The 25589-nt window shown below is 27.4% G+C and carries 26 protein-coding genes and 1 other annotated feature; of the genes, 7 read left to right on the forward strand and 19 right to left on the reverse strand.

All coding sequences use genetic code 11. The annotated features are described in order from the left end of the window. Nucleotides 1–55: 55 nt before the first annotated feature. The 3 genes from CHF27_RS14160 (at nt 56) to CHF27_RS03380 (ending at nt 1239) form a co-directional block, all read left to right on the forward strand. Entirely contained in the window at nt 56–223 is a 168-nt protein-coding gene (locus CHF27_RS14160; RefSeq protein ID WP_158534722.1) for a hypothetical protein, read from the forward strand. Nucleotides 224–345: 122 nt separating this feature from the next. Then, nucleotides 346–549, forward strand: a complete 204-nt coding sequence (locus CHF27_RS03375) for an alpha/beta-type small acid-soluble spore protein (RefSeq protein ID WP_095405625.1) — start codon at nt 346–348, stop codon at nt 547–549. 153 nt (nt 550–702) lie between these two features. Then, nucleotides 703–1239, forward strand: a complete 537-nt coding sequence (locus CHF27_RS03380) for a DUF4364 family protein (protein WP_095405626.1) — start codon at nt 703–705, stop codon at nt 1237–1239. A 2-nt stretch (nt 1240–1241) separates the two neighbouring features. Here CHF27_RS03380 and CHF27_RS03385 read toward each other — a convergent pair whose 3' ends face one another. Continuing rightward, entirely contained in the window at nt 1242–2108 is an 867-nt protein-coding gene (locus CHF27_RS03385; protein ID WP_095405627.1) for a YncE family protein, read from the reverse strand. Nucleotides 2109–2260: 152 nt separating this feature from the next. On the opposite strand from CHF27_RS03385, the gene CHF27_RS03390 reads away from it, so the two are divergent. Beyond that, nucleotides 2261–2506 (forward strand): TIGR03905 family TSCPD domain-containing protein, encoded by a 246-nt coding sequence (locus CHF27_RS03390; RefSeq protein ID WP_095405628.1) that lies wholly within the window; start codon nt 2261–2263, stop codon nt 2504–2506. Between the two features lie 100 nt (nt 2507–2606). Here the strand turns inward: CHF27_RS03390 and CHF27_RS03395 are convergent, their stop codons facing one another. Continuing rightward, a complete protein-coding gene (locus CHF27_RS03395; protein WP_095405629.1) occupies nt 2607–3902 on the reverse strand; it encodes a bifunctional folylpolyglutamate synthase/dihydrofolate synthase in 1296 nt (431 codons plus the stop codon). Nucleotides 3903–4143: 241 nt separating this feature from the next. On the opposite strand from CHF27_RS03395, the gene CHF27_RS03400 reads away from it, so the two are divergent. Further along, a complete protein-coding gene (locus tag CHF27_RS03400) occupies nt 4144–4800 on the forward strand; it encodes a YczE/YyaS/YitT family protein (RefSeq protein WP_095405630.1) in 657 nt (218 codons plus the stop codon). Nucleotides 4801–4863: 63 nt separating this feature from the next. Here CHF27_RS03400 and CHF27_RS03405 read toward each other — a convergent pair whose 3' ends face one another. The 16 genes from CHF27_RS03405 to CHF27_RS03480 form a co-directional block, all read right to left on the reverse strand. Then, nucleotides 4864–7530 carry a valine--tRNA ligase gene (locus CHF27_RS03405; RefSeq protein ID WP_095405631.1) on the reverse strand — a complete coding sequence of 889 codons (2667 nt, stop codon included), beginning with the start codon at nt 7528–7530 and terminating at the stop codon, nt 4864–4866. Nucleotides 7531–7610: 80 nt separating this feature from the next. Next, nucleotides 7611–7835, reverse strand: a binding site (T-box leader). Between the two features lie 81 nt (nt 7836–7916). Further along, on the reverse strand, nt 7917–8741 hold the full coding sequence (locus CHF27_RS03410) for a polysaccharide deacetylase family protein (protein WP_095405632.1): 825 nt from the start codon (nt 8739–8741) through the stop codon (nt 7917–7919). A gap of 384 nt (nt 8742–9125) precedes the next feature. After that, on the reverse strand, nt 9126–9998 hold the full coding sequence (locus tag CHF27_RS03415; protein ID WP_095405633.1) for an FUSC family protein: 873 nt from the start codon (nt 9996–9998) through the stop codon (nt 9126–9128). Between the two features lie 76 nt (nt 9999–10074). Beyond that, nucleotides 10075–10416 (reverse strand): hypothetical protein, encoded by a 342-nt coding sequence (locus CHF27_RS03420; RefSeq protein ID WP_095405634.1) that lies wholly within the window; start codon nt 10414–10416, stop codon nt 10075–10077. A gap of 152 nt (nt 10417–10568) precedes the next feature. Next, nucleotides 10569–11921 (reverse strand): NADP-specific glutamate dehydrogenase, encoded by a 1353-nt coding sequence (gene gdhA / locus CHF27_RS03425; RefSeq protein WP_095405635.1) that lies wholly within the window; start codon nt 11919–11921, stop codon nt 10569–10571. A gap of 186 nt (nt 11922–12107) precedes the next feature. Further along, nucleotides 12108–12761 (reverse strand): phosphate signaling complex protein PhoU, encoded by a 654-nt coding sequence (gene phoU / locus CHF27_RS03430; RefSeq protein WP_095405636.1) that lies wholly within the window; start codon nt 12759–12761, stop codon nt 12108–12110. Nucleotides 12762–12786: 25 nt separating this feature from the next. Next, nucleotides 12787–13551, reverse strand: coding sequence for a phosphate ABC transporter ATP-binding protein PstB (gene pstB / locus CHF27_RS03435; RefSeq protein WP_095405637.1), 765 nt, complete (start codon nt 13549–13551; stop codon nt 12787–12789). A 63-nt stretch (nt 13552–13614) separates the two neighbouring features. After that, the gene (pstA, locus tag CHF27_RS03440) at nt 13615–14439 is read right to left on the reverse strand and encodes a phosphate ABC transporter permease PstA (protein WP_095405638.1); all 825 of its coding nucleotides are present in this window, start codon (nt 14437–14439) and stop codon (nt 13615–13617) included. 1 nt (nt 14440) lies between these two features. Next, complete coding sequence (gene pstC, locus CHF27_RS03445) at nt 14441–15361, reverse strand: phosphate ABC transporter permease subunit PstC (protein WP_095405639.1); 921 nt, start codon at nt 15359–15361, stop codon at nt 14441–14443. A gap of 330 nt (nt 15362–15691) precedes the next feature. Beyond that, the gene (locus tag CHF27_RS03450) at nt 15692–16522 is read right to left on the reverse strand and encodes a phosphate ABC transporter substrate-binding protein (protein WP_095405640.1); all 831 of its coding nucleotides are present in this window, start codon (nt 16520–16522) and stop codon (nt 15692–15694) included. A gap of 218 nt (nt 16523–16740) precedes the next feature. Further along, nucleotides 16741–18525, reverse strand: a complete 1785-nt coding sequence (gene pepF / locus CHF27_RS03455; RefSeq protein WP_095405641.1) for an oligoendopeptidase F — start codon at nt 18523–18525, stop codon at nt 16741–16743. Between the two features lie 28 nt (nt 18526–18553). Continuing rightward, the gene (locus CHF27_RS03460; RefSeq protein ID WP_095405642.1) at nt 18554–19399 is read right to left on the reverse strand and encodes a DegV family protein; all 846 of its coding nucleotides are present in this window, start codon (nt 19397–19399) and stop codon (nt 18554–18556) included. Nucleotides 19400–19445: 46 nt separating this feature from the next. Further along, the gene (locus tag CHF27_RS03465; protein WP_095405643.1) at nt 19446–20117 is read right to left on the reverse strand and encodes an MgtC/SapB family protein; all 672 of its coding nucleotides are present in this window, start codon (nt 20115–20117) and stop codon (nt 19446–19448) included. 86 nt (nt 20118–20203) lie between these two features. Beyond that, nucleotides 20204–21052 (reverse strand): mechanosensitive ion channel family protein, encoded by an 849-nt coding sequence (locus CHF27_RS03470; RefSeq protein WP_095405644.1) that lies wholly within the window; start codon nt 21050–21052, stop codon nt 20204–20206. Nucleotides 21053–21177: 125 nt separating this feature from the next. After that, entirely contained in the window at nt 21178–21339 is a 162-nt protein-coding gene (locus tag CHF27_RS03475; protein WP_199533602.1) for an aspartyl-phosphate phosphatase Spo0E family protein, read from the reverse strand. A gap of 59 nt (nt 21340–21398) precedes the next feature. Next, nucleotides 21399–21914 (reverse strand): Gx transporter family protein, encoded by a 516-nt coding sequence (locus CHF27_RS03480; RefSeq protein WP_095405646.1) that lies wholly within the window; start codon nt 21912–21914, stop codon nt 21399–21401. A 186-nt stretch (nt 21915–22100) separates the two neighbouring features. On the opposite strand from CHF27_RS03480, the gene CHF27_RS03485 reads away from it, so the two are divergent. Both CHF27_RS03485 and feoB read left to right on the forward strand, forming a co-directional pair. Next, nucleotides 22101–22319 (forward strand): FeoA family protein, encoded by a 219-nt coding sequence (locus tag CHF27_RS03485; RefSeq protein ID WP_095405647.1) that lies wholly within the window; start codon nt 22101–22103, stop codon nt 22317–22319. A 14-nt stretch (nt 22320–22333) separates the two neighbouring features. Continuing rightward, nucleotides 22334–24277: a ferrous iron transport protein B gene (gene feoB / locus CHF27_RS03490; RefSeq protein ID WP_095405648.1), complete on the forward strand. Its 1944-nt coding sequence runs from the start codon at nt 22334–22336 to the stop codon at nt 24275–24277. An 80-nt stretch (nt 24278–24357) separates the two neighbouring features. Here feoB and htrA read toward each other — a convergent pair whose 3' ends face one another. Beyond that, nucleotides 24358–25410, reverse strand: a complete 1053-nt coding sequence (gene htrA / locus CHF27_RS03495; protein ID WP_095405679.1) for a serine protease HtrA — start codon at nt 25408–25410, stop codon at nt 24358–24360. Nucleotides 25411–25589 lie beyond the last annotated feature (179 nt).

A 25589-nucleotide genomic window follows, 5' to 3' on the forward strand; every position in this document is an offset into this window, starting at 1 on the left:
ATAAATTATTTATTTGGGTAACTTAAAATTAATACTAATAAAAGGTGGTGTAATTATGTCAGACATAAAAAATAATTTTGAAAATATCAAAGGCGATCAAATTAATCACAACAAAATAGTTATGAAAGCTGATGCTAGATTTTATCAAAGAGAACCACATGGTATTCAGGAAGGAATACGTAAAGATAAAAAAATCAAAATGAACAGAAAACTTTATAACTAGATTTTTTCTTACATTTCTTCCTATTTTTTTCTGTATATAATCTTTTTAATTTGGTTACATTAATAGTAACAACACAAACAGTAGTGTTGTAAAAGACATCAACTTTAGAGGAGGAATTTACTATGGCAAGTTCAAACAAGCAAGTCGTTCCAGCAGCTAAGGCTGCATTAAACCAAATGAAGTTAGAAATAGCTAACGAAATAGGTTTAGCTAATTACGACAATGTTGACAAAGGTAACTTAACAGCTAGACAAAATGGTTATGTTGGTGGATATATGACTAAAAAATTAGTTGAAATGGCCGAAAACCAAATGGCTGGCAAATAAATAGTAAATTTTGACACCTAGGTAAGAAAGGGCTACCATTTTGGTAGCCTTTTTCTGTCTTATTCTATTTTAATATTAATTAAATTGTACTTTTATTTTTATATGTTTTGGTTTAATATAATATATAGAAATAGTTTTACGGAGGATGATATCATGTTTGAAAACTCATATGAAGAATTAGCTTATCATAAACTTTTGATTTTATATATTTTAAATAAAATTAATATGGATTTAACTAATTCTCAAATAACTCAAGTTGTTTTAGAAACTGAAATGATGAATTATTTTTCACTTCAACAACTTCTATCTCAACTTATGGAATCTAAGTTTTTAACTACATATAAAAACTCTGACAGAGAATATTGTTCTCTTACTCAAAAAGGTCTCGAAACTTTAGAATATTTTCTATCTAGGATACCTGTAGGTGTAACTAAAAAAATTGATGAGTACATAGTTTTAAATAAAGAAAATTTACTAGCTGATACTCAAGTTAAGTCTAGTTTTGTAAAGCAAAGCGATACTGAATTTATAGTTAACTTAAGAGTCATTGAAAATCAATCTAACTTAATAGATTTGAATTTAAATGTTTCATCAGAGAAACAAGCTAAGCTTATTTGTAATAACTGGAAAAATAACGCATCCTATATGTATGCAGAAGTTATAGATTTACTAATACGCGATAGCCATTAAGCCTACATACAGATTATAGTTGTAGGCTCTTTTCCTACTCTAATTTCTTTTATTAGTTTATTACTTTTAACATCATATACTTTAAAAGAATTTCTTTGAGTATCAGATACAAATAACAAATCTTCATTTTTAGAAATTTCTAATCCTTGCGGAATTCCATCTACTTCAATATTTCCTAAATATTTAAGTGTATTATAATCTAGTATCCTTATATTTTTATATCCCAAGTCTGTTATATAGATTTTCCTATACTTGTAGTTAAAACAAATTTCTACAGGTAATAAAAACTCCTCTATTATCCTTTTAATATCCATCGTTTCTTCGTCTAGTATAACTAATTTTCCATCTAAGGTTGATGTATATATTTCTTTTTTCATCTTATCAATTTTTATATGCCATGCTTTAAAGTTTGTATCTATTTTTTTATCTATACATTTACTTATCACGTCTATACATACTATTGAATTTATGCACGGTACATACAACTTATTGACATTTTCATCAAAATCAAATCCATGTGGCATATTATCTACGCTTATAATTCCAATTGGACATAAATTAATCTTATCTAATATATATATACTATTTGAATCTTCATTAGATATGAATAACTCATTATTACATAATACTATTTGACTTAAATTTCCACCTATAGATACATTATCAATTATTTTATTCTTTTCTAAATCTAACACATAAAGAATTCCATTGCTCGAGCTAGGTATGTAAATCATTTTACTTTCTTTGTCTATACAAAAGTGATGTGGATATATATTATCACCTAGCTGAATTTCTTTTTCTAGTTTAAAAGTTGAATAATCTACTATACTAATACTTTTAGATAAATAATTAGAAATATATACCTTCAAACATTAGCCTCCTTTCTATAAATCATATACCTTAAAAATATATTCTATCTTTAGCTTGTACTATTCATTTTGTTTGATTATTGCATTCTTAGTTTTATATTGATATTATTAATATAATGTTTTAATACAAATTATTATAGGAGCTGACATTTATGAAAATAACATTTAAACCTAGTGGTGTTTGTTGTAGAGAAATGAATTTTGAAGTAGATGATAATAATATCATTACTAATATTGACTTTATAGGTGGATGTCCTGGAAATTTAATAGGGATAAAAACTTTAGTAGTAGGTCAAAATGCTTTTGACGTTGCTCAAAAACTAGAAAATATAACTTGTGGTGGGAAAAATACATCTTGTCCAGATCAGTTATCTAAAGCTATAAAAAACTCTTTATAATTGATATAAAATATAACTTAACTTTAATCAAAAAGAGAACTAAAAAATAATTTTAGTTCTCTTTTTGATTGCTTATATTAATTATGTATAAAAATTTTAACTATTTATTTTTCATTAAAGTTCTTACTTTTCCTATCATATATAAAGATCCAGCACTTATTATAATATCATTTTTGTTTGATGTTTCTAATGTATAATTAAGTGCTTCTTTTATATCTGGTTTAGATGTTACATCTCCTATATACTTAGATATCTTTTCTTTTAATTTATCTGCATTCATCGCTCTATCACTGTCTGGTGTAGTTGTTATTACCTTATTAAATCTTGGCATAAGTATTTCTAATACAGAGTTAATGTCTTTATCTTCTAACATTCCTATTAAAAGAGTTAATTTTTCACCTTTAAAGTTCTTATCTAATGCTTTTGCTAATGATCTTGCTCCATCTTCATTATGTGCTCCATCTATTATAAATAAAGGGTTATCTTTTATTTTTTCAATTCTACCTGGCCATTTTGTATTTATAAGACCTTTTCTGATTGATTCTTCACTTATTTTTAAATTTTTATTATCTCTTAAAAATTGAATTACATTTAATGCTAAAATTGAATTGTTTACTTGATGATCTCCTATTAATTTAATTTGTAAATCTTCATATTTTTTTCCCATTACACTGCAATCATATACTTGAGATTGTATATCTGACTTTTTAATGTTTACATCATCAAAATTCACTTCTATATACTCTGATTTTTTTTCTTTGCATACCTCTTTAATAACTTCTTCTGCTTCTTTAAGTTGCTTGTACACAATTGTAGTTGAATTTTCTTTTATTATTCCTGCTTTTTCATATGCTATTTTTCCAATTGTATCTCCAAGTACGCCTATATGATCTAGACTTATTGAAACTAACACACTTACTAATGGATTTTTTATTATGTTTGTAGAGTCATATCTTCCACCTAAACCTACTTCTAAAACTAAGTAATCCACTTTTTGTTGATGATAATAGTAAAATGCCATCGCAGTAACTATCTCAAACTCGGTAGGATATGAATAGCCCTCTTTAACCATTATTTCAATTTTTTCTTTTATAATACTAACTATTTTAGCTACTTCTTCTTCTGGAATATTTTTTCCATCTATTCTTATTCTCTCTGTAAATGTTTCTAAAAATGGCGATGTATAAAGTCCGACTCTATATCCTTCTTCTTGTAATATTTTAGCTATAAACGAACAAACTGAACCCTTTCCATTTGTCCCTGCTACATGAACTATATTTAAATTTTCTTGGGGATTACCTAATAGTTCTAATAATTTAGATGTATTATCTAACCCTAATCTAATTCCAAATTTATGAGTTTCTGCTATATATTTTAATGATTCTTTATAATTCATAATCTTTTCCTCCCTTGTCAAAATTGCTTTCTCAATGAATTAAATTTTTGTTTAATTTTTAGGTTTATTTTATATACATTAATTATAGTATATTTTATAGCCCTTAACAAAAACTTTAAGTTTCTAAATTTAATTTTTTTAATTATATATATATTCCTTTTAGTTTATGGTATAATTTTTAACTTAAACTGATTTTAATTTATAATTATAAATATAGACAATATAATTTAAGGAGGTCTTTATGGTCAATAGTTTAAATTTTAATAAAAAAGATACTTTCATCAGAATTATTTTCTTTTTAGTAGGTTTACTTATTATGGGTCTTGGAATTTCTCTGCTTATTGTATCTAATTTCGGATCAGGACCTTGGGATGCTGTAAATATAGGATTGAGTAACATATTAGATATATCAATAGGAGCTTGTATGAATTTAGTTGCAGTTATTCAACTAATTATAGGTGGTATTCTTAACAAAAAAATACCTAATTTTTATACACTAATAACTTCCGTATTTTTAGGACTATTTATTGATTTTTGGATGTTATTTCTTGGGTCTATAATTGTTACTACGCTTATCTATAAATTTTTAATGTTCATGTTGGCATTAGTTGTTGTTAGTTTAGGTATTTCAATTTACTTAGTATCTAATTTACCTAATACCCCTCTTGATTACTTCATGTTAGCAATAAAATCTAAATTAAATCTTTCTTTAATGATTGGTAAAATAACATCTGAATCTATTGGTTTTTTATTAGCTATACTTTTAGGTGGAAATGTTGGAGTTGGAAGCATAATAGTTATATTAGCCATCGGACCTATGATGCAAGTACTTCAAAAACCTTGTATTAATCTTTATGATAAGATTTTAAATTTTGATATAAAAGAAAACCTTGCATAAAACTTAAATTTTAATATAATTAGTAAAGGTGTGATAGATCACGATCTATCACACCTTTATTTATTATTTTAGTTTAGACTCTAAATTTTCTAATCTTTCTAATACTGATTTCATCATTTCTTCAAATTTTTCTTTTTTAGCTTCTTCTTCTTTAACTAAGCTTTCTGGAGCTTTAGCTAAAAATCCTTGGTTAGATAACTTTCCATTAACTCTCTTTATTTCGCCTTCTAATTTAGCTTTTTCCTTGCTTAATCTTTCTATTTCTTTAGCAAAGTCTACTAATTCATCAAGTGGTATAAATATTTTAACTCCATCTATAACAACACTCACTGCATCTTCTGGTACATTAGTTTCATCTTCAACTATTTCAACTATAGATGCAGATGCTAAAGTTACAAAATAATCTTGTCCAGCTTCCATAGCTTCTCTTTTTTCAGCTGTTGGAACTATTATAACTTTTGCTTTCTTTGAAGGTGGTACATTCATTTCTGCTCTTACATTTCTTATATTTCTTATACCATCCATTGTTAAGTTCATCATTTCTTCATCACTAGCCATATTATCAACTTCTGTATAATGAGGCCACTGAGCTATTACTATACTTCCTTCTACTGTTGGAAGATGTGTATATATTTCTTCTGTTATAAATGGCATATATGGATGAAGAAGTTTTAATATCTTTTCTAAAACATATGTTAATGTATATAAAGCTGTTTGCTTAGCTTCTTTGTCATCAGAGTATAATCTTGGTTTAACTATTTCTATATACCAGTCACAATACTCAGACCATGCAAAGTCATATATCTTTTGAGCTGCTATACCTAAATCAAATTTATCCATATTTTCTGTAACATCTTTAACTACATTATTCGCTCTTGAAATTATCCATTTATCTGCTAAAGTAAAGTTCTTTTCAACAGATTCTCTAGTAACTCCATTCATTATTTCTTCATCTATATTCATGAAAACAAATCTTGAAGCATTCCATAATTTATTAGCGAAGTTTCTTGATGCTTCAACTCTTTCCATGTAGAATCTCATGTCATTTCCTGGGGAATTTCCAGTAGCTAACATGAATCTTAATGCATCTGCACCATATTGGTCTATTACTTCTAATGGGTCTATTCCATTCCCTAATGATTTACTCATTTTTCTACCTTCTGAATCTCTAACAAGACCATGTATTAATACATGTTCAAAAGGTTTTTCATCCATACAGAACATACCTGCAAATGCCATTCTTACTACCCAGAAGAATATTATATCGTATCCTGTAACAAGTACATTAGTTGGATAGTAGTAATTTAATTCTTCTGTATTATGTGGCCATCCTAATGTTGAGAAAGGCCATAATGCAGAACTGAACCAAGTATCTAATACATCTTCATCTTGTTTAAAATGAGTTGCTCCACACTTAGGACATTTTTCTGGCATTGATTTTGCTACCACTACTTCATCACATTCTTGACAGTAGTAAGCTGGTATTTGGTGACCCCACCATAATTGTCTTGATATACACCAATCTCTTATGTTTTCTAACCATTGTAAATAAGTTTTATCAAACTTATCTGGAACAAATTTAAGATCTTGTTTTTTAAGTATATCAATCGCTGGTTTAGCTAATTCGTCCATCTTAACAAACCATTGATCTGATAATCTTGGCTCTATTACTGTATGACATCTATAACAAGAACCTACATTATGATTATGATCTTTTATTGCTATTAAGTAACCTTCTTTATCTAAATCAGCTAAAAGTTGCTTTCTGCATTCATATCTATCCATACCTTCGTATTTTCCAGCTAACTTATTCATAGTTCCGTCTTCATTCATAACATTTATCTTCTCAAGATTATGTCTTAAACCTACTTCGAAATCATTAGGGTCATGTGCTGGAGTCATCTTAACTGCACCTGTTCCGAACTCTAAATCTACATAGTCATCAGCAACTATTATAAGTTCTCTTCCTATCATTGGAAGTATAGCATGCTTTCCTACTAAGTGTTTATATCTTTCATCTTCTGGATTTACTGCTATCCCTGTATCTCCTAACATAGTTTCAGGTCTAGTTGTTGCTATTTCTAAAAATTCATCACTATCTTTTATTTGATATTTTATATGATAGAATTTTCCATCATGTTCTTCATGTTCTACTTCTGCATCAGATAGCGTCGTCTTACAATCTGGACACCAGTTTATTATTCTGTTTCCTCTATATATTTGACCCTTTTCATGTAATTTTACAAAGAATTCAGTAACTGATTCGTTACAACCTTCATCCATTGTAAATCTTTCTCTATCCCAATCACAAGAATCTCCTAACTGTTGCATTTGGTGTACTATCTTTCTACCAAATTCATTTCTCCAGTCCATAGCTCTCTTTAAGAATTCTTCTCTTCCTAATTCGTACTTAGTCTTTCCTTCTTGTTCTTTTATTCTTTCAACTACTTTAACCTCAGTTGCTATAGATGCATGGTCAGTTCCTGGTTGCCATAGTGCTTCGTAACCATCCATACGCTTCCATCTTATAAGTATATCTTGTAATGTATGGTCTAGGGCATGTCCCATATGTAATTGACCTGTTATATTAGGTGGTGGCAGCATTATTGTAAATGGCTTTTTATTTGGATCTGGCTTAGACTTAAAGTATCCATTTTCTAACCACTCTGAATAAAGTCTTGATTCGAAATCTTTAGGATTGTACGTTTTTGATAAATTTGTATTTTCCATTTTTATTTCCTCCTTTGTAGATAAGATTATTTTATTGTTAATTATCTTAAATTTAAAATAAAAAGAGCCTTTCGTCCTATACAAAGGACGAAAAGCTCGCGTTACCACCTTAATTCCAAGATAATTAAATATGCTCTCTTGGCTCTTATATAATTTAACGATTCTCACCGTCTAAACTTACTCTTATTTCAGTTTAGAAACTCCAAAGCTACCTTCTGTAAACCTATACTTAGAAAATTTTTCAGCCAATGAATTTTCTTCTCTGCTAGTAGTATTTACATACTCCTCTTTATCATAGTCTTTTATTATTAACTTATCAATTAATTATATCCAATTAATATTATTATTGTCAATTGTTTATAATTTTATATATAATTTTTATAATTTTATTTTGAAGCTAAATTTTGTTCCCAGAAATTTTTTGGTTTATTAGTATTTGTTATTGGTAAAATTGTATATCCTCTTTCTTTTAAAATTTTTATAATGTTATTTAATGCATTTACACTCTGTTCCTTTTCATGCATTAATACAACTACTTCATCTCTATCTCTTGCATAATACAATATATTGCTTAAAATCTGATCTGTAGATGATTTCCAATCTAATGTATCTAAGTTCCAATCCCATATAAGATATCCATTTGTTGTTAATTTATCATAAGATCCTTCTGGCATATACGGTTTACTTCCATATGGAAGTCTTATTAATTTTGAGTTTTCTCCTGATACCTTGTACAACGTCTGATTACAAGTATCAAATTCCTTTAAAGTAACATCTGGACTAACATATAATTTATGTATATCATGACTTACACTATGAAATCCTAATCCATGTTTACCACTTGCAACTCTTTTAACTTCATCTTTATGAGATTTCATATTGCCATCTATCATAAAAAAAGTAGCCTTAACTCCATTATTATCAAGTATATCTAAAATTTGATTAGTATATTTAGATGGTCCATCATCGATAGTTATATAAGCTATTTTTTCTGGACTAACATCTGGTCCTTTATAAATTTCAGCAGATGCTTTATTTATTAACCCAGTTAAAGTTTCACCACTTACTATTTGTTTTTCTTTATTTATATGTTCATTTTTATAAACCTCATCTGTACGGTTATTTATAAATTTGCCAATACTCACTATAGATGATACTAAAAGTAAAACCAAAGTTACTCCTAAAATACTTTTCTTATACTTATTGTTCATTCCCAAATCCCCTTTTAATATAAATACTACATTTAATAGTTATAACCCCTGATTATTTACTATCTTTTATGTCCCTACTAAATATTTTAGTTATTTTTTATATATGCACTACAAATATTCTTCACATTACAATTGATATGTTTGTCTCTTATCAAACATTCCTTATCTTTTTTATTATCTTTATCACAGCATTTACAAGTATCATTGTATTATAGAAATTAACGGCGGTTGAATTTACTATCGTTTGTTCATCAAATTTATTTTGAATATTTTTACTTAGGATTTTTTGTACTACGGTTTAATGATTTAATACAGTACCTCCAATATTATCCTTAATTCATATTATTAATATTTATAAAGGTACTGCATTTTATTTATGATTTGTTAATTTGACTTAATTATCTTATTTAATTCAATTATTTCTTGTACTACTTTATTTAGGTGATAATTAAATACCGGGCTTTCATCTTCATTAATGTCCCAACCCACTATATCACATTTATATAAACTTCTTATATTTTTATGGTTTTCTTTATTTAAGTATAGTTTTTTTTCTAGTAGTTCTATAGATTGTACATGAAAATATATTTCTCTACATATATCCATACTTCTTTCTATATTTTCTGTATCTATTTCACTTCTAGTATAATGTAATTCTTCTACAAGTCTTGAATAAATATTTTCTAGTTTTTGAATTTGTTTACTAAGTTTATCTATATTTACTTTTTCTTTATTTACTATTTTTAATTTCATTATATTTTTAACTATTTTTTCTACTTTTTCAATCTCTATAACAGTACTTTCTAAATAATCAGGTCTGACTAATATGTAGTTTATTAACACGCCCACAACGACTCCTACAGATGTATCTATTACTCTATTTATAGAATAAAGCATTGGATTACCTGCATGATCACCTAAATGTATTGCTAAAAATGTCACTGCCGATACTACTACGGAAGCCTTTGTGTTAAATATATTACACAAGTATATAGTAGTCATTACTCCTATCCCACATAAAAATGGATCTCCAGGTTTAATAAGAGCAATTAAAAAGCCTATCACTCCTCCTATTATAGTTCCCTTTACACGATTAAATCCTGCCTTCATAGATCCTTTTACAGTATTTTGCATAGATACTATACATGCTATAGCAGAGAAAAATACATTTTCTACTAAATATTTTGCTATTAAAACACATGTTGTCACAGCTATTCCTGTTTTAATAGTTCTCATACCCATTTTTTCTAGCTTCAAAGTCATACCTCCTAGTGTAATATACGGATATTAAAAATTAAATTATATTTAACGTCTTATTATAGCACAATGTATATTAGTAATAATATGGATGATTTTTGAAAGTTTCTCTATTTTCTATAATTTTTTGAATTAATAATATACTTATAAGATCTTTTATTATTTTTATTACATTATTATCACTATAATTGGCACAAGAAATTCTTCCATCTACAACTTCTTCATAAATTAATTTTTTATAACTACAAAATATATCATTTACTAAATCTTGAAAATCATTTGGGTATGGAAACGGATATAATTTTTCTTTATCTACTTTACTAATTACTTTTTCAATACTTATATTTATATCTGTATATATTCTAGGATAATAAGGTTTAGATATAGCCTTGCAATACTCATAAAAATTATAGTTCATATTATCACCTCTAATAGTTCTTTTAGCTAATATATATGATTCATTTATATGATTTAATACAAAATTAGCTGCTTATAAGGTTATAGTTTTTCTAACTAATTTATACCTTAAAGCAGCTTAAGTTTAAATATTATACTTTATTTAATATATTTTTAAATTATACCTTGGCTAATCATAGCATCTGCTACCTTTAAAAATCCCGCTATATTTGCTCCTACTACATAATTTCCTTCATGTCCATATTCTTTTGCAGCTTCTTTTGACATATTAAATATATTCTTCATTATCTTATTTAATTTTTCATCTACTTCTTCAAACGTCCATGAAAGCCTCATGCTATTTTGAGACATTTCAAGTGCTGAAGTTGCTACACCTCCTGCATTTGCTGCCTTAGCTGGCGCTACTAATATTTTATTTTCTATAAAATAATTTAGAGCTTCATTTGTACAAGGCATATTTGCACCTTCGCCAATAGCTATAACTCCATTTTCAACTAATATCTTTGCTTGTTCTATATCTATATCATTTTGGGTTGCACAAGGAAGTGCTATATCACATTTTATAGTCCAAATTCCCTTTTGTCCTTCAAAATATTTTGCATTTTGCTTTCTATTTACATACTCAACTATTCTCTTTCTTTCAACAACCTTTATTTGTGTCATTATATCTATATCTATTCCATCTTCATCTAATACATATCCATTAGAATCGCACATAGCAACTACATTAGCTCCTAGTTCTTTAGCTTTTTGAGCTGCATATATAGCAACGTTACCTGCTCCAGATACTATAGTCCTCTTGCCTTTTAAATCCATCCCATGATATGCCAACATTTCATTAATAAAATATATAAGTCCAAATCCTGTAGCCTCTGTTCTTGCTAAAGATCCTCCATAAGTTAAACCTTTACCTGTTAATACCCCTGGTTCATTAGCATTTTTAATTCTCTTATATTGCCCAAACATATATCCTATTTCCCTTGATCCTACACCAATATCTCCAGCTGGAACATCTATGTCCATGCCTATGTGTTTACTTAATTCTGTCATAAAACTTTGGCAGAAATTCATTATCTCTCTGTCTGATTTTCCCTTAGGGTCAAAATCAGAACCTCCTTTTCCTCCACCTATCGGTAATCCAGTTAATGAATTTTTAAATATCTGTTCAAATCCTAAAAATTTTATTATGCCTATGTTAACTGATGGATGAAATCTTAGACCACCTTTATATGGGCCTATTGCACTGTTAAATTGAACTCTAAAACCTCTATTAACATTTACATTTCCCTTATCATCAATCCATGGTACTCTAAATATTATCTGTCTTTCTGGCTCTACAAGTCTTTCTATTATACTTTGCTCAATATACTCTGGGTGTTTAACTAATACAGGTTCTAAAGAATATAAAACTTCCTCTACTGCTTGATGAAATTCTTTGTCCCCATTGTTTCTAATTTTTAAATCACTTATAATCTTATTTGTTATATTTTTAACATTATTTTCCATTTGATGTCCTCCTTAATAATGAAAATTACTATTTTTTTTTATAAATATATGTTCTTACAATTCTTTTTGTGATTTTTATATAATATTATACTTATATTATTTAAGATAATATACATTTATACTTAATTTTTATAATTTTTTTCTTATTCTTTAATAAAATTTAAATAAAACTGCTTTTAAGCAGTTTTATCCTATCTCTATCATTTCCCCATTAATTGCATATATTATTTTTTCACATACATTAGTTATATGATCTCCTATTCTTTCAAGATATCTACCTACAGATAAAAGTCTAACACCTTGATTAATAGTTTTTGGTTTTTCATTCATTATTTTTAAACAATCATCATGAACCATTACATATAACTCATCAATTTTTTTATCTCTTAATGCTATATTGTATGCTAATTTTTCATCTTCTTCTAATAATGCTATTTTTACATCACAAAGCATTTCTACACATTCCTTTGACATTTTAGGAACATCTATAAGTTCTTTTATATATTCATCTTCACCTATTTTAATAGTCTCTTTTGATATATTAACTGCATAGTCTCCTATTCTTTCTAACTCTATAGCTATATTTCCTAAAGCATATATATATCTTAAATCTTTTGCCATTGGTTGTTTGAGTGCTATAAGTTCTATGCTTCTATCTCTTATATATTCTCGTAGAACATCAATTTCATCATCTTTTTCTATTACTTTCATTGCTCCATCTAAGTCTTTTTTAATCATACAACTTATTGATTCTTTAACTGCATCTTCACATTTTTCAATCATTCTAATTGTATATTGTTTGAGAGTGTCTATACTTAATTCTAAATCATTACTACCCATAGTTAATCTCCTTTATAGCTATTTTTTATCCAAATCTACCTGTAATATAATCCTCTGTACGTTTATCTTCTGGATTAGTAAACATTATTTTTGTTTCTTTATATTCTACTAACTCTCCATTTAAGAAAAACGCAGTATCATCTGATACACGAGCGGCTTGTTGCATATTATGAGTTACTATGACTATAGTATAATCATCTTTTAATTCTTGAATTAACTCTTCAACTTTCAAAGTTGATATTGGGTCTAATGCTGATGTTGGTTCATCCATAAGTATCACTTCTGGTTTCATAGCAATAGCTCTAGCTATACATATACGTTGTTGCTGACCTCCTGATAAACCAAGAGCTGATGATTTAAGTCTATCTTTAACTTCCTCCCATATAGCTGCTCCCTTTAAACTTTCTTCTACAATTTTATCTAGTTCTTTTTTATCTTTTGTTCCATGTGTACGAGGTCCATATGCTACATTATCATATATACTCATTGGGAATAGATTCGGTTTTTGAAATACCATACCAACCTTTGTACGTAATTTTATAACGTCTTCAGTATTATATATATTTTCTCCATCAACTTCTATTTGTCCTTTTATTTTAACATTCTCTATAAGATCATTCATTCTATTTAAAGTTCTTAAGAAAGTTGATTTTCCACAACCTGATGGCCCAATTAATGCTGTCACCTTATTTCTTTTTATATTCATATTTATGTTTTTTAGTGCTTGATTATCTCCGTAAAACAAGTCTAGATTACTAACACATAATTTAGCTTTATTATTTTGACTCATATTTTACACCTCTTAGTATTCATCTAAATTTTTATCATAAATTTCATTTATTATAATTATTAATTAACAGTTAGCTTTGTTTAATTTCTTAGCAACTAATCTTGCCATTGTATTTAATAATAAAACTATAACTATCAATACTATTCCTATACTTGCTGCTCCCTGTATATCACCATTTTCCTTAGTTAATAGATATGCATGAACTGTAAGTGTTCTTGCACTATCAAATATTCCTCCAGGCATTTGTGCTACAGTACCTGCTGTTAATAATATTGCTGCTGATTCACCTATAACACGACCTACTGACAATATTATTCCTGATAATATTCCTGGTATTGCACTTGGAAGTGTTACTTTATAAAGAGTTTGAAATTTAGTTGAACCTAATGCTAAAGACGCTTCTCTATAAGCTTGAGGTACAGTTTTTAAAGCCTCCTCTGTAGTACGTATTATAACTGGTAATATTATAATCGCTACTGTAAGAGATCCTGATAATATAGAATATTTCATCCCTAATGTAACTACAAAGAATATCCCTCCAAACAATCCATATATAATAGATGGTATTCCTGCTAAACTTTCAGTTGCAAATCTTATACAAGTTACTATTTTTCCTTTTTTAGCATACTCTTGAAGATAAATTGCAGATAACACACCTATCGGTGTAGCTATTAAAATAGAAAGTGCAACTGTGTATAATGTTGTAATTATCATCGGTAATATACCCCCATCACCTGATGCTGAGTAATCACTGAATAAAAATGATAAATTAATTCCTTTAATTCCTTTTATAAATATATATCCTACTATAAGTACCAATGTTGATATTGTAAATAGTACTGATAAATAAACTAGCAATTTTAATATGTTTTCTTTTAACTTTCTCATCTTAATCTACCGCCTTGCTTGAAAGTTTATTTAATACTAAATTTAAAATTAGTATAAATGTAAATAATACAACTCCTGTTGTGAATAACATTTCTTGATGTGTACCAAATGCATATCCCATTTCAATTGCTATATTTGTAGTAAGAGGTCTTACACTATCCGTTAACGAAGTAGGCATAATTGGTGAATTTCCTGCAACAAGTATCACTGCCATAGTTTCTCCTAAAGCTCTTCCTACTCCTAATATTACTGCTGCTAATATACCTGATTTAGCTGATGGTAATACCACTTTAAATATTGTTTCTATTTTTGAAGCACCTAGTGCTAATGATCCTTCTTTATAAGCATTCGGAACTGCTCTTATAGCTGTTTCTGCTACAGATATTATTGTCGGTAACATCATAATTGCTAGAACTATTATTATAGTAATTAAACTTTGACCTTTTGGAAGATTAAATATTTTTTGTATATTTGGTACTAAAAATGATAATCCAAATACTCCATATAAAACCGATGGAATTCCTGCTAATAATTCAACTGCTGGAGACATTATTTTAGCCACCTGTTTTGGTGCTATTTCAGATATAAATGCAGCTGTAAGTATTCCTACTGGCACTCCTATAATTAAAGCTCCTAATGTTGATATTATTGATGCCGTTATCATAGATAATATTCCAAATTTATCTGCAGAAGGAACCCATTCTGTTCCAGCTAAAAAATCAATAAATGAATATCCTTTTAAGACGAAAGGTGTTAAACCTTTATAAAATACAAAACCTATTATTAGTAATAAACTTATAACTGATATAAATGCACTAATCATAAATATGTTTTTAGCTAATTTTTCTATTACATATTTATTCTTATTATTGTTATTATTATCTCTATGCTTAGTCCCTACTAATCGAGATTTAACTAACATATATTCTCCTCCTAAAATAACCTTTTTATTATAAAAATTAAACTTAATTATTTCTTGTATAATTTTAATTTATTTTTTAATCATATACTTATATTGTCTGATTATTTTTAATTTATATACTTATATAATATTGCCTATACGTTAAATATAGATTATATACAAGTTAAGTAATAGTAAAATATATCCCTATAATTTAATAACAACTTTACAAATTGTTTATTTATATAAAAATTTATCTTTTTTAATAATTTTTATAATTTCATAGGAATTAAAAAAATTGCTTTAAAATAATTTTATATTAACTTTAAAGCAATTTTTTTATTAAATATATTATTTTATACTTATAAACCCTTTAGACTTTACAATTTTTTGACCTTCATCACTTAGTATAAAATCTATAAATGATTTTCCTTGTTTTGATAATGTACCTTCTTTATTTACTAATATAAATGGTCTTGCTATTACGTATTTACCTGCTTTAACATTTTCAGCTGTCGGTTCTACATTGTCTATTGCAAGGCTATTAACTGATTTATCTACATATCCAAAAGATATATATCCCATTGCATTTTCATTTCCTTCTACTATTGTTTTTATATTACCTGAGCCATCGCTTATTTGAGCTTCTTTAACTAATTCTTCTGATTTAAATCCAACTTTTTCTTGGAACCCATCTCTAGTACCTGAACCGTCTTCTCTTGATACAACTACTATCGGAGTGTCTTTTCCTCCAACTTCCTTCCAATTAGTTATTTTTCCTTTATATATATCTTTTACTTGATTTATAGTTAAATTTTTCACTTTATTGCTTTTATTTGTTATCAAAGCTATTCCGTCTAAAGCTACTTCAGTTTCTTTTAAACCTGCTTTTTTTTCTTCATCTTTTAAGTCTCTTGATGCCATCCCTATTTCAGATGTTCCTTCTATAGTATTCTTTATTCCTGCTGAAGAACCAACTTGTTGTACTTCAATGCTTATATCTTTATTAGCTTCTTTAAACTTTTCTGCGCAAATTTCTATAACTGGTCCTACTGATGTAGATCCTGATACTGTAACTTTTCCACCGTTCGATGAATCTGATGAATTTGATCCACATCCTACAGCCAAGCTTCCTATTAAAACTGTACTCGCCAAAAGTACTGCTATTTTTTTCTTAAACAATTTATTACCCCCTCATCTATATTTAAACATTAGTATTATTATTATCTTATTTACTCTTTAATAATACCTAATTTTTGTTAACTGAGTATTATAAACAAGTTAAGCGGTTGTAAACTTTGTTAAGAATAAATTTACGACTTTTATTTATAAAAAAAAGGATATCTCAATGTATTTATTATTTTTATAAAAAATTAAATACTTGGATATCCTTTTTTATTTTATAATTCTTGTTCTAATTTATCGACTAAATTGATAAATACTTCTAAAGCTTGATCTACAGCTTCTTTCTTTTCCATATCTACGCCTGCAGCTCTTAGCTGATTTAATGGATATTCTGAACCACCACTCTTTAAAAATTCTATATATCTGTCTACTGCACTTTGGCCTTCTTTCAAAATCTGTTGACTTAGTGCACTAGCAGCTGAAAATCCTGTGGCATATTTGTATACATAGAAATTAGAATAAAAATGAGGTATTCTTGCCCACTCTAATCCAATTTGTTTATCTACTACTGCTGATTTACCATAGTATTTTTCATTTAATTTGTAGTATATATCATAGAAACCATCTGCTGTTAATGGTTCACCATTTTCAACACTTTCATGAGCTATTTTTTCAAATTCACCAAACATAGTTTGTCTATAAACTGTAGTTCTAAATTGTTCTAAATAATAATTCAATAAATATATTCTTTCCTCTTTAGAAGAGGCATTTTCTAATAAATAATTTATAAGTAATAATTCATTTAAAGTTGAAGCAACTTCAGCTACAAATATTTTATAATTTGAATATAAATATGGCTGAGTAGTTCTTGAGTAATAACTATGAACTGAATGACCTAATTCATGAATTAATGTAAATAAAGAATTAAGATCGTCTTTATAACTCATTAATATATATGGATGAGAATCATAACTACCCCAAGAATAAGCTCCACCTTGCTTTCCTTCATTTTCATATACATCTATCCATCTATCTTTAAATGCAGTTTTAATTATATTTAAATAATCTTCACCTAAAGGTTCTAGTGCTTTTAATATAATATCTTGCGCTTTTTCATACGGTATTTTCATATCAAATTTATCTGTTAATGCAACATATAAATCGTACATATGTATTTCTTCTAATCCCAAGAATTTTTTCTTTAAATTAATGTACTTATTAAGAGAAGTTAAATTCTCATCTACTGCTAATATAAGATTATTATAAACATCTATACTTACATCATCTTGAAATAAAGATGATTCTAATGCAGATTTATATTTTCTTATTTTAGAATAAAAAATTTCTCCTTTTATTCCTCCATAAAGTGTAGATGCAAAAGTGTTTTTATACTTATCATATACAGAATACATTGCTTCAAAAGCATCTTTTCTTACTCTAGAATTTTTACTTTTTAAGAATAATGAAAAATTAGAGTGTGTAATTCTAACTTTTTCTCCATTTTCACCTTCTATTTCTGGAAACTCTAAATCAGCAAACGATAACATGTCGTATACGTTTTCAGGAACACCAGATAAATCTGCTGTCGCTGCTAAAATTTCCTCTTCTCTTTCATTTAATGTATGTGGTTTTTCTCTTAAAATTTCTTTTATATATTTATCATAAAATGATAATTTTTCACATTTCAAATACTCATTTAATGTATTTTCATCTATGGCTATTATTTCTGGAACCATATATGATGTTGCCATAGACAACTCAGTAGATAACATTTCTGTTTTAGTAGCTAATGCTTGATTTTCATTTATTCTAGTATCTTCATGTTGTTTCATATGAGTATAAACATATAAATTTTGTAATATCTTAGATGCATTTTCAGATATATTAAGTGCTTCATATAAATTTTCTTTGCTTTTTGCAAGTTTGCCTTTATATTCTTTTACTTTAGATATATACTCTTTTACATTTGAAATATCTTTTTCTATAGCTTCTTTGCTGGAGTACATTTTATCTATCTGCCATTTGTACTGTTCCTTAATTGTACTTCTGTCGATTGCCATGCTTATCACTCCTTTTATCTTTGTATTATTATAAAACTGATACTAATATAGCACCTTCAGACGTAAATGTTCCCATTATAGGACCAATACTAGCTATTAGTATTTCTTCAAATTTATAATGTTGCTCTACATAATCTTTTATTTTCAAAGCCTTTTCTAGAGAGTTAGAATGTGCAATAGTAACTATCTTGTTATTAGCATCAGTCACATTATTTCTTACATACTCAAATAATTTTTTTAAACTATTACTTTCTCCTCTAGCTTTATCTATAGGTTTAACTATACCTTCATCTATTCTTATTATTACTTTGAAGTTTAAAGCATTTATTAATTTTCCAGCTAATGCATTAACTCTTCCACCTTTTATTGCGTTTTCTAAAGTGTTTAGTGTTCCAAAGAATATCATTTCTTTCTTTAATTTCTCTATACTCTCTAATATTTCATCCATACTTTTTCCTTGTTGAGCAAGCTGATGGCATCTTAATATAAGAGATGCAGTACAGATAGAACCTGTTTCGCTATCTACAATCTCTATCCTTTTTTCTGGATTTTCCTCTAAATACATATTTTTAGCTAAAACTGCATTACTATACGTACTTGATAATTTTGATGTTAACGTAATTACTAATATTTCATCTTCTTCACAATCAAATACTTCCATAAATCTGTCTGGTGAAGGACTTGATGTTTTTGGAAGCTCTTTGCATCCTCTCATTTTTTCATAAAATGTCTTATCATCAATTTCTACCCCACCGATATAACTTTCTTCACCAAAACAAACATTTATCCCAACTACTCCAGGATTTACTCTATCTAAGATTTCTTTTGGAAAATCACACGAGCCATCTGTTATTATTTTTATGCTTTTCTTCAATTCATACACCTCAACTTTAATTCTATATACTCTATTTTATATTATTTTAATGTAAATAATCTACACTTATTATATTTTTAGACTCATTTAATTCTTTTATGAGTTCTTCTAATATAAGCCGTCTATCATATATTATGAAGAAACTAATTTTCCAACATTGATTTTCTTCTGATTCTATCCCTATATTTTTTACCGTTATTTGTGATTTTTCAAACTTACTGTAAATCATAGATATTATATTTATATTGTTTACTCTTACATTAAATATAGTTTGTTTTTTCTTGAAAAATATTTTATCTATATTTTTTAAAATATAAAGTGTTATCATTACAAATAGCCATGCTGAAAGACTCAATACATAATATCCATATCCTATAGCAATACCTATACATGCAGTTGCCCATATTCCTGCAGCCGTAGTCAAACCTCTAATTCCATTAGATGTCTTTAAAATTGCACCTGCACCTAAAAAACCAATTCCTGATAATACTTGTGCTGGTAATCTTGCTGGATCAACATTACTATATGCACTATACTCATTAAACAAAGATAGTGCAGTTATTGATGTAATACAAGAACCAACTGCAACTAATATATGAGTTCTAAATCCAGCAAATTGATGTGACCTTTCTCTTTCTAATCCAGTTAATCCACCTACAGTTAATGCTAATAATAATTTTATTACAATTTCCCTAGTTTCTATAAAATCTCCCCCCAAAACAAATACTAAATTACCCTCAATTAAAATTCAAAAATCACCTTTAATATCTATATATATATTTTATGTATTTTTTAATTATATGATTATAATTCATTTTTATAATCATTATCATAGTGTAACACATTTATATGTGTAGGATATGCAATCTTTATATCATTCTTTTTAAATACAATTAGTATTTGCAATTTGACTTCTTTAGATGCTGAAAAATATCTATATGACTCTACCACTCCTGTTATAGTATATTGTGCACCAACTGGATTTTTTTCTATATCTGTTACACCATATACCTTAAATTCACTAATTGACTTGCCTTCTGAGTTTTTAAGTAAATACTCATCAAATTTATCATTCATAATTGAACAAACTTCTTCTAATGATTCTATAACCTTCATAGGGTCTTCTTCATAAGATACTCTTACATGAGATACTACTCTCATTTTATTTTTGCTAAAATTTCTTATACTAGTGATATTTCCATTAGAAATTGTTATCCTTTTTAAATCCCAATCTCTTAAACTAGTACTTCTAATACCTATTTCCTCTACCGAGCCTCTAAATTCTTCATTTATAACAATAAAATCTCCAACTTGTATTTGCTTTTCAAAAAGTATGAAAAAACCATTAAATATATCCTTTAATATACTTTGTGATGCAACACCAGCAATTAATCCTACTATACTTGCTCCCGTTACTAATGTTCCAAAAGTTGTTACATCAACAATATTGAATTCACGCAATATTAATATTAAACTTACTACAAATATAATATAATAAGAAATTGAAGATAGTACGCTGCATAATGTTTTTTCATATCTAGTATCAAATTTAGTAAATTCAAATAACTTTTTTAAGAGATATTGTATTATTTTCAATAATATACATGAAAATATAATGATTACAATAGACTTTATAATCCTAGCTAACAACATAATTTTCACCCTTTATAACTAAAATTATTAATTATTATCTTAGTTACTTAATATTTACTTTTTTTAACCAACATATGCAAGCATGTAATTTTAATTTTTTGTACAAAAAAACCCACTATCGTGGGCTACTTACTCAAATATATATATTTATTAATTAAAATATCTATTTTGTTGCTCGTATTAACTAACTCTTCCTTGAATATTTCTGGATATTCTATATATGTGTTTATCTCTTCTCTTAGAGCTTCTATTTCTTTCTTTATTGCCTCTAATTCTCTATTCGCCATAATAATCACCACTATTACAAAATTAAGTACTTTTATGTACATATTATCAAATAATCTAACTATTTGTCAATAAAACTTTTAGAAATTTTTTCCACACTAGGTAAACAATAATTTACTACTAGACCTACAAATATTCCTGTTAATAAAGATGTCATTAGCATAAATGGTAAATATCCTATGGTAAGTATATTTTCTACTATTAAACTTGCAACTATTAATTGGCCTATATTATGACTTATTGCTCCTATTATACTAATTCCTACTACGGATAATCCCTTTATCTTTTTTGCTAAATTCATCAATACTAAACTAAGATATGCACCCCCCATACTAAATAGTAAGTAAGACAATGGCCCTGCAAATATTGATGATAGAATTACTCTTACAGTAATTATTATAAATGTATCTTTTATACCTAATGTTATCAAAGAAATCAATGTTATAACATTAGTTAATCCTAATTTTGCACCAGGCGAAAAAGCTATTAATGGATTTGGTATATATGATTCTATTATATATAAAATTAAACTGTATCCTATCATTAGACCTAAAAATGTCATTTTCCTTACTTTCATACACTCCATCCCCTAATTATACGTCTATATGTTCATTATAATACAAAATTTATCAAAAAAGGATACTAAGGCTAAATATATATTTATTATCAATTGAAAATTTTCTTAATCATCACCATTTCTTGACTTTTTTAATTTATGTGATATAATTTTAATGATAATGAATTTCATTAGGAGGTATTAATGATGACTGTTTACGATTTGAATATAGGGCAAAAAGGAAATATTCGTAATATAGATGGAAATGTTAAATTAGCTAAAAGATTACTTGCTTTAGGATGTATAGACAATACAGAAATTGAAGTAAAAAAAATTGCTCCATTTGGAGATCCAATTATAGTAAGATTTAGAGGATTCGATTTAGCAATTAGAAAACAAGACGCAAAAAACATATACTTAAAATAAAGAGGTGATTACTTTTGATTAATGTGGCATTACTTGGTAATCCAAATGTCGGAAAAACAACTGTTTTTAATTTACTTACAGGTTCTAACCAATATGTAGGTAACTGGCCCGGGGTTACAATAGAAAAAAAAGAAGGTTTTATTGGTAAAGAAATAAAAATAGTAGACTTACCTGGAATATACGCTATGGATACATTTTCTAATGAAGAAAAAGTATCTAAAGAATATCTAGAAAATGATGACGTTGACGTAATTGTAAATGTTGTTGATGCATCAAATTTATCAAGGAATCTTTATCTAACAACTCAGCTTATGCAATTTAATAAGCCTATTGTTATTTTACTTAATATGCTTGATATAGCACAAACAAAAGGTATTGAAATAGATTACAAGATTTTAGGTGAAAAACTCGGTGTTACTATAATTCCAATAATAGCTAAAAAGAAAAATGGAGTTGAGAAAATAGCTGATACAATAAAATATTCTAATAAAAAAGTTGTTAATTATGTAAATGACTTTGGTTCTGAAACTGAAACATATAAAAAACTTGAAAATATATTATCTGAATGTACAAAAACTAAATATAATAATAAGAAGAAAAATTTAAGTGAAAAAATTGATGATATAGTTTTAAACCCTATATTAGCTTATCCTATATTCTTAGGAGTTTTATATCTTTTATTTAAATTCACCTTTGAATGGGTTGGTGGCCCTCTACAAGAAGGTTTAGGTTTACTTATAGAAACATATATACAAACTCCTATAGATGGTATGTTAATTGATGCGAGTCCTTGGTTTAAATCACTTATAGTTAATGGTTTACTTGGCGGTATTGGTGGTACATTGCCATTCTTCCCTTTAATTTTTACTTTATTCCTAGGAATATCTTTGTTTGAAGATAGTGGATATATGTCTAGAACAGCATTCTTAATGGATAAAATAATGAGCAAAGTTGGATTATCTGGTAAAGCATTTATACCAATGGTAATGGGTATGGGATGTTCTTCTCCAGCAATTATGGCTACTAGAACTTTAGAAAGTGAAAAAGATAGAAAAATAACTGCACTTATATCTCCTCTTATGACTTGTGGAGCTAAATTACCAGTTTACGCATTATTTGTTTCTATATTTTTCCCTAAGAATGCAGCTTTAGTTACTACTTCATTATATTTAGCAGGAATTTTAGTTGCTATATTGTTAGCATCAATTTTAACTAAAACTGCTTTTAAATCTCAAGTAGAACCATTTATATTAGAACTTCCTGAATATAAAATTCCTACTATAGATGCCTTACTAAAAAATACTTGGAATAAATCAAAAGGGTTTTTAGTAAAAGTCGTTACTATAATGTTTGCAATGTCTGTTGTTATTTGGGGACTTTCTTCATTTAACTTAAATGGATTTACTGAAAATATAAACGAAAGTTTCTTAGCTTCAATTGGAGCATTTATATCTCCTATATTTAAACCTCTTGGTTTTGGTGATTGGAGAGCATCTGTTTCTATTTTAACTGGACTTGGTGCTAAGGAAGTTGTTTTAAATACATTAAGTATTCTTTATGGAGATTTAAAAACTGCTCTTCCAAGTGTATTTACTGGAGTTACTGCTTATTCATTTTTAATATTTACAGCTTTATATACACCTTGTATAGCTGCTCTTGCAACAATGAGAAAAGAATATGGCAATAAGATGATGTTTATATCATTTTCATATCAGTTTATAGTTGCTTGGATAGCTGCATTTATAGTTAATATAATAGGTAATACATTATTTATGAATGGATTTTCATCTCATATTTTTGAAATTTTAATAGCTGGGATAATAGTGTTTTTATCTGCTGTTATATTGTATAAAAAATTCACTCGTAAATCATCTTATGGATGCAGTAGTTGTTCAAGTTGTTCTTCTTGTTGCAGCTCATCTAATTGTTCAAATGATGAAACTCAAGTTATTAAATAAACTTCATAATATTTTTTAACAAAAAGGCGAACTCAATTGAGTTCGCCTTTTCAATTTTACTTAACTATATTTTTATGTTACTAAAACTGTGCTTCTACTGTCATTTCTTTTCCATCTCTATTTATAATTATTTTAACTTTATCTTTAGATGAATAATTATATAAAGCTTTATTTAAATCAGACATCGTTGCTAAATCTCTATCTCCTACTTTTACTATAACATCTCCAGATTTTATGCCTGCTTTACTTGCTGCTGTATTATTTATAACCTCTGCTACATAAACTCCTTGTTTTGCTGGTAAATCAGTTCCAGTTGAAGATTCAAAAGTCGCTAAATCTACACCTTTTATACCTAATGTAACTTTTTCAAAGCTTCCTGATTTTATTATTGATTCTACTATTGGCTTAGCTGTATTTATAGGTATTGCAAATCCTAATCCTTCAGCTTGAGAAGCTTTTGCTGTATTTATACCTATAACCTGACCGTTTTGATTTAATAATGGACCACCACTGTTTCCTGAGTTTATACTTGCATCAGTCTGCATAAGTCCTGACATATTTGCTTGCTCTGTTGTTATTGTTCTATCTAACCCACTTATTATACCTTGAGTAACACTTCTTTGGAAGTCTAATCCTAATGGGTTTCCTATTGCTATAGATATATCACCAGTTCTAACTTTATCACTATCACCAAATTCTGCTGGTGTTAAACCTTTCTTATCTACTTTTACTATTGCTAAATCTAATTGAGAATCATACCAAAATACTTTTCCTTGTGTCGAAGTCCCATCATTAAATAAGACATTAACACTTGTTGCTTGCCCATCAGAAACTACATGTGAGTTAGTAAGTATATATCCATTTGAATCTACTATAACCCCTGTCCCTACTCCTTGTGCTTGTGTTGGTATTGCAAATATATTATTTCTATCTATAGTTGTTGTAGTTATCCCAACTACCGACGGCATTGCTTTCTCCGTTACCGCATGATAAATATTTTGAGTCTTTCCATCATCATCTATAACTATTTTTTTAGATTCTTGTTGTGACTTTTCTCCTAATAAATTATTATTAACAACTACTATAGTTAACAAACTACTTAAAATTGAACTAATTATAGCAATTACTACCATTAGTCCTATGCCCTTTTTCTTTGACACCCTAATCCCTCCTAATTAATAACTTACAAATTTTTGTAAACTTGCCTTATTATTTATTATTTACAATTTTTATCTTTTAATAACCCTAAAATGGTTTTGAAATTAAAAAGAAATCATTATAGTTTACTAAACATCTCCTATAATGATTTCAT

The sequence above is a fragment of the Romboutsia maritimum genome (assembly GCF_002251085.2).
Lineage (GTDB): Bacteria > Bacillota > Clostridia > Peptostreptococcales > Peptostreptococcaceae > Romboutsia_B > Romboutsia_B maritimum.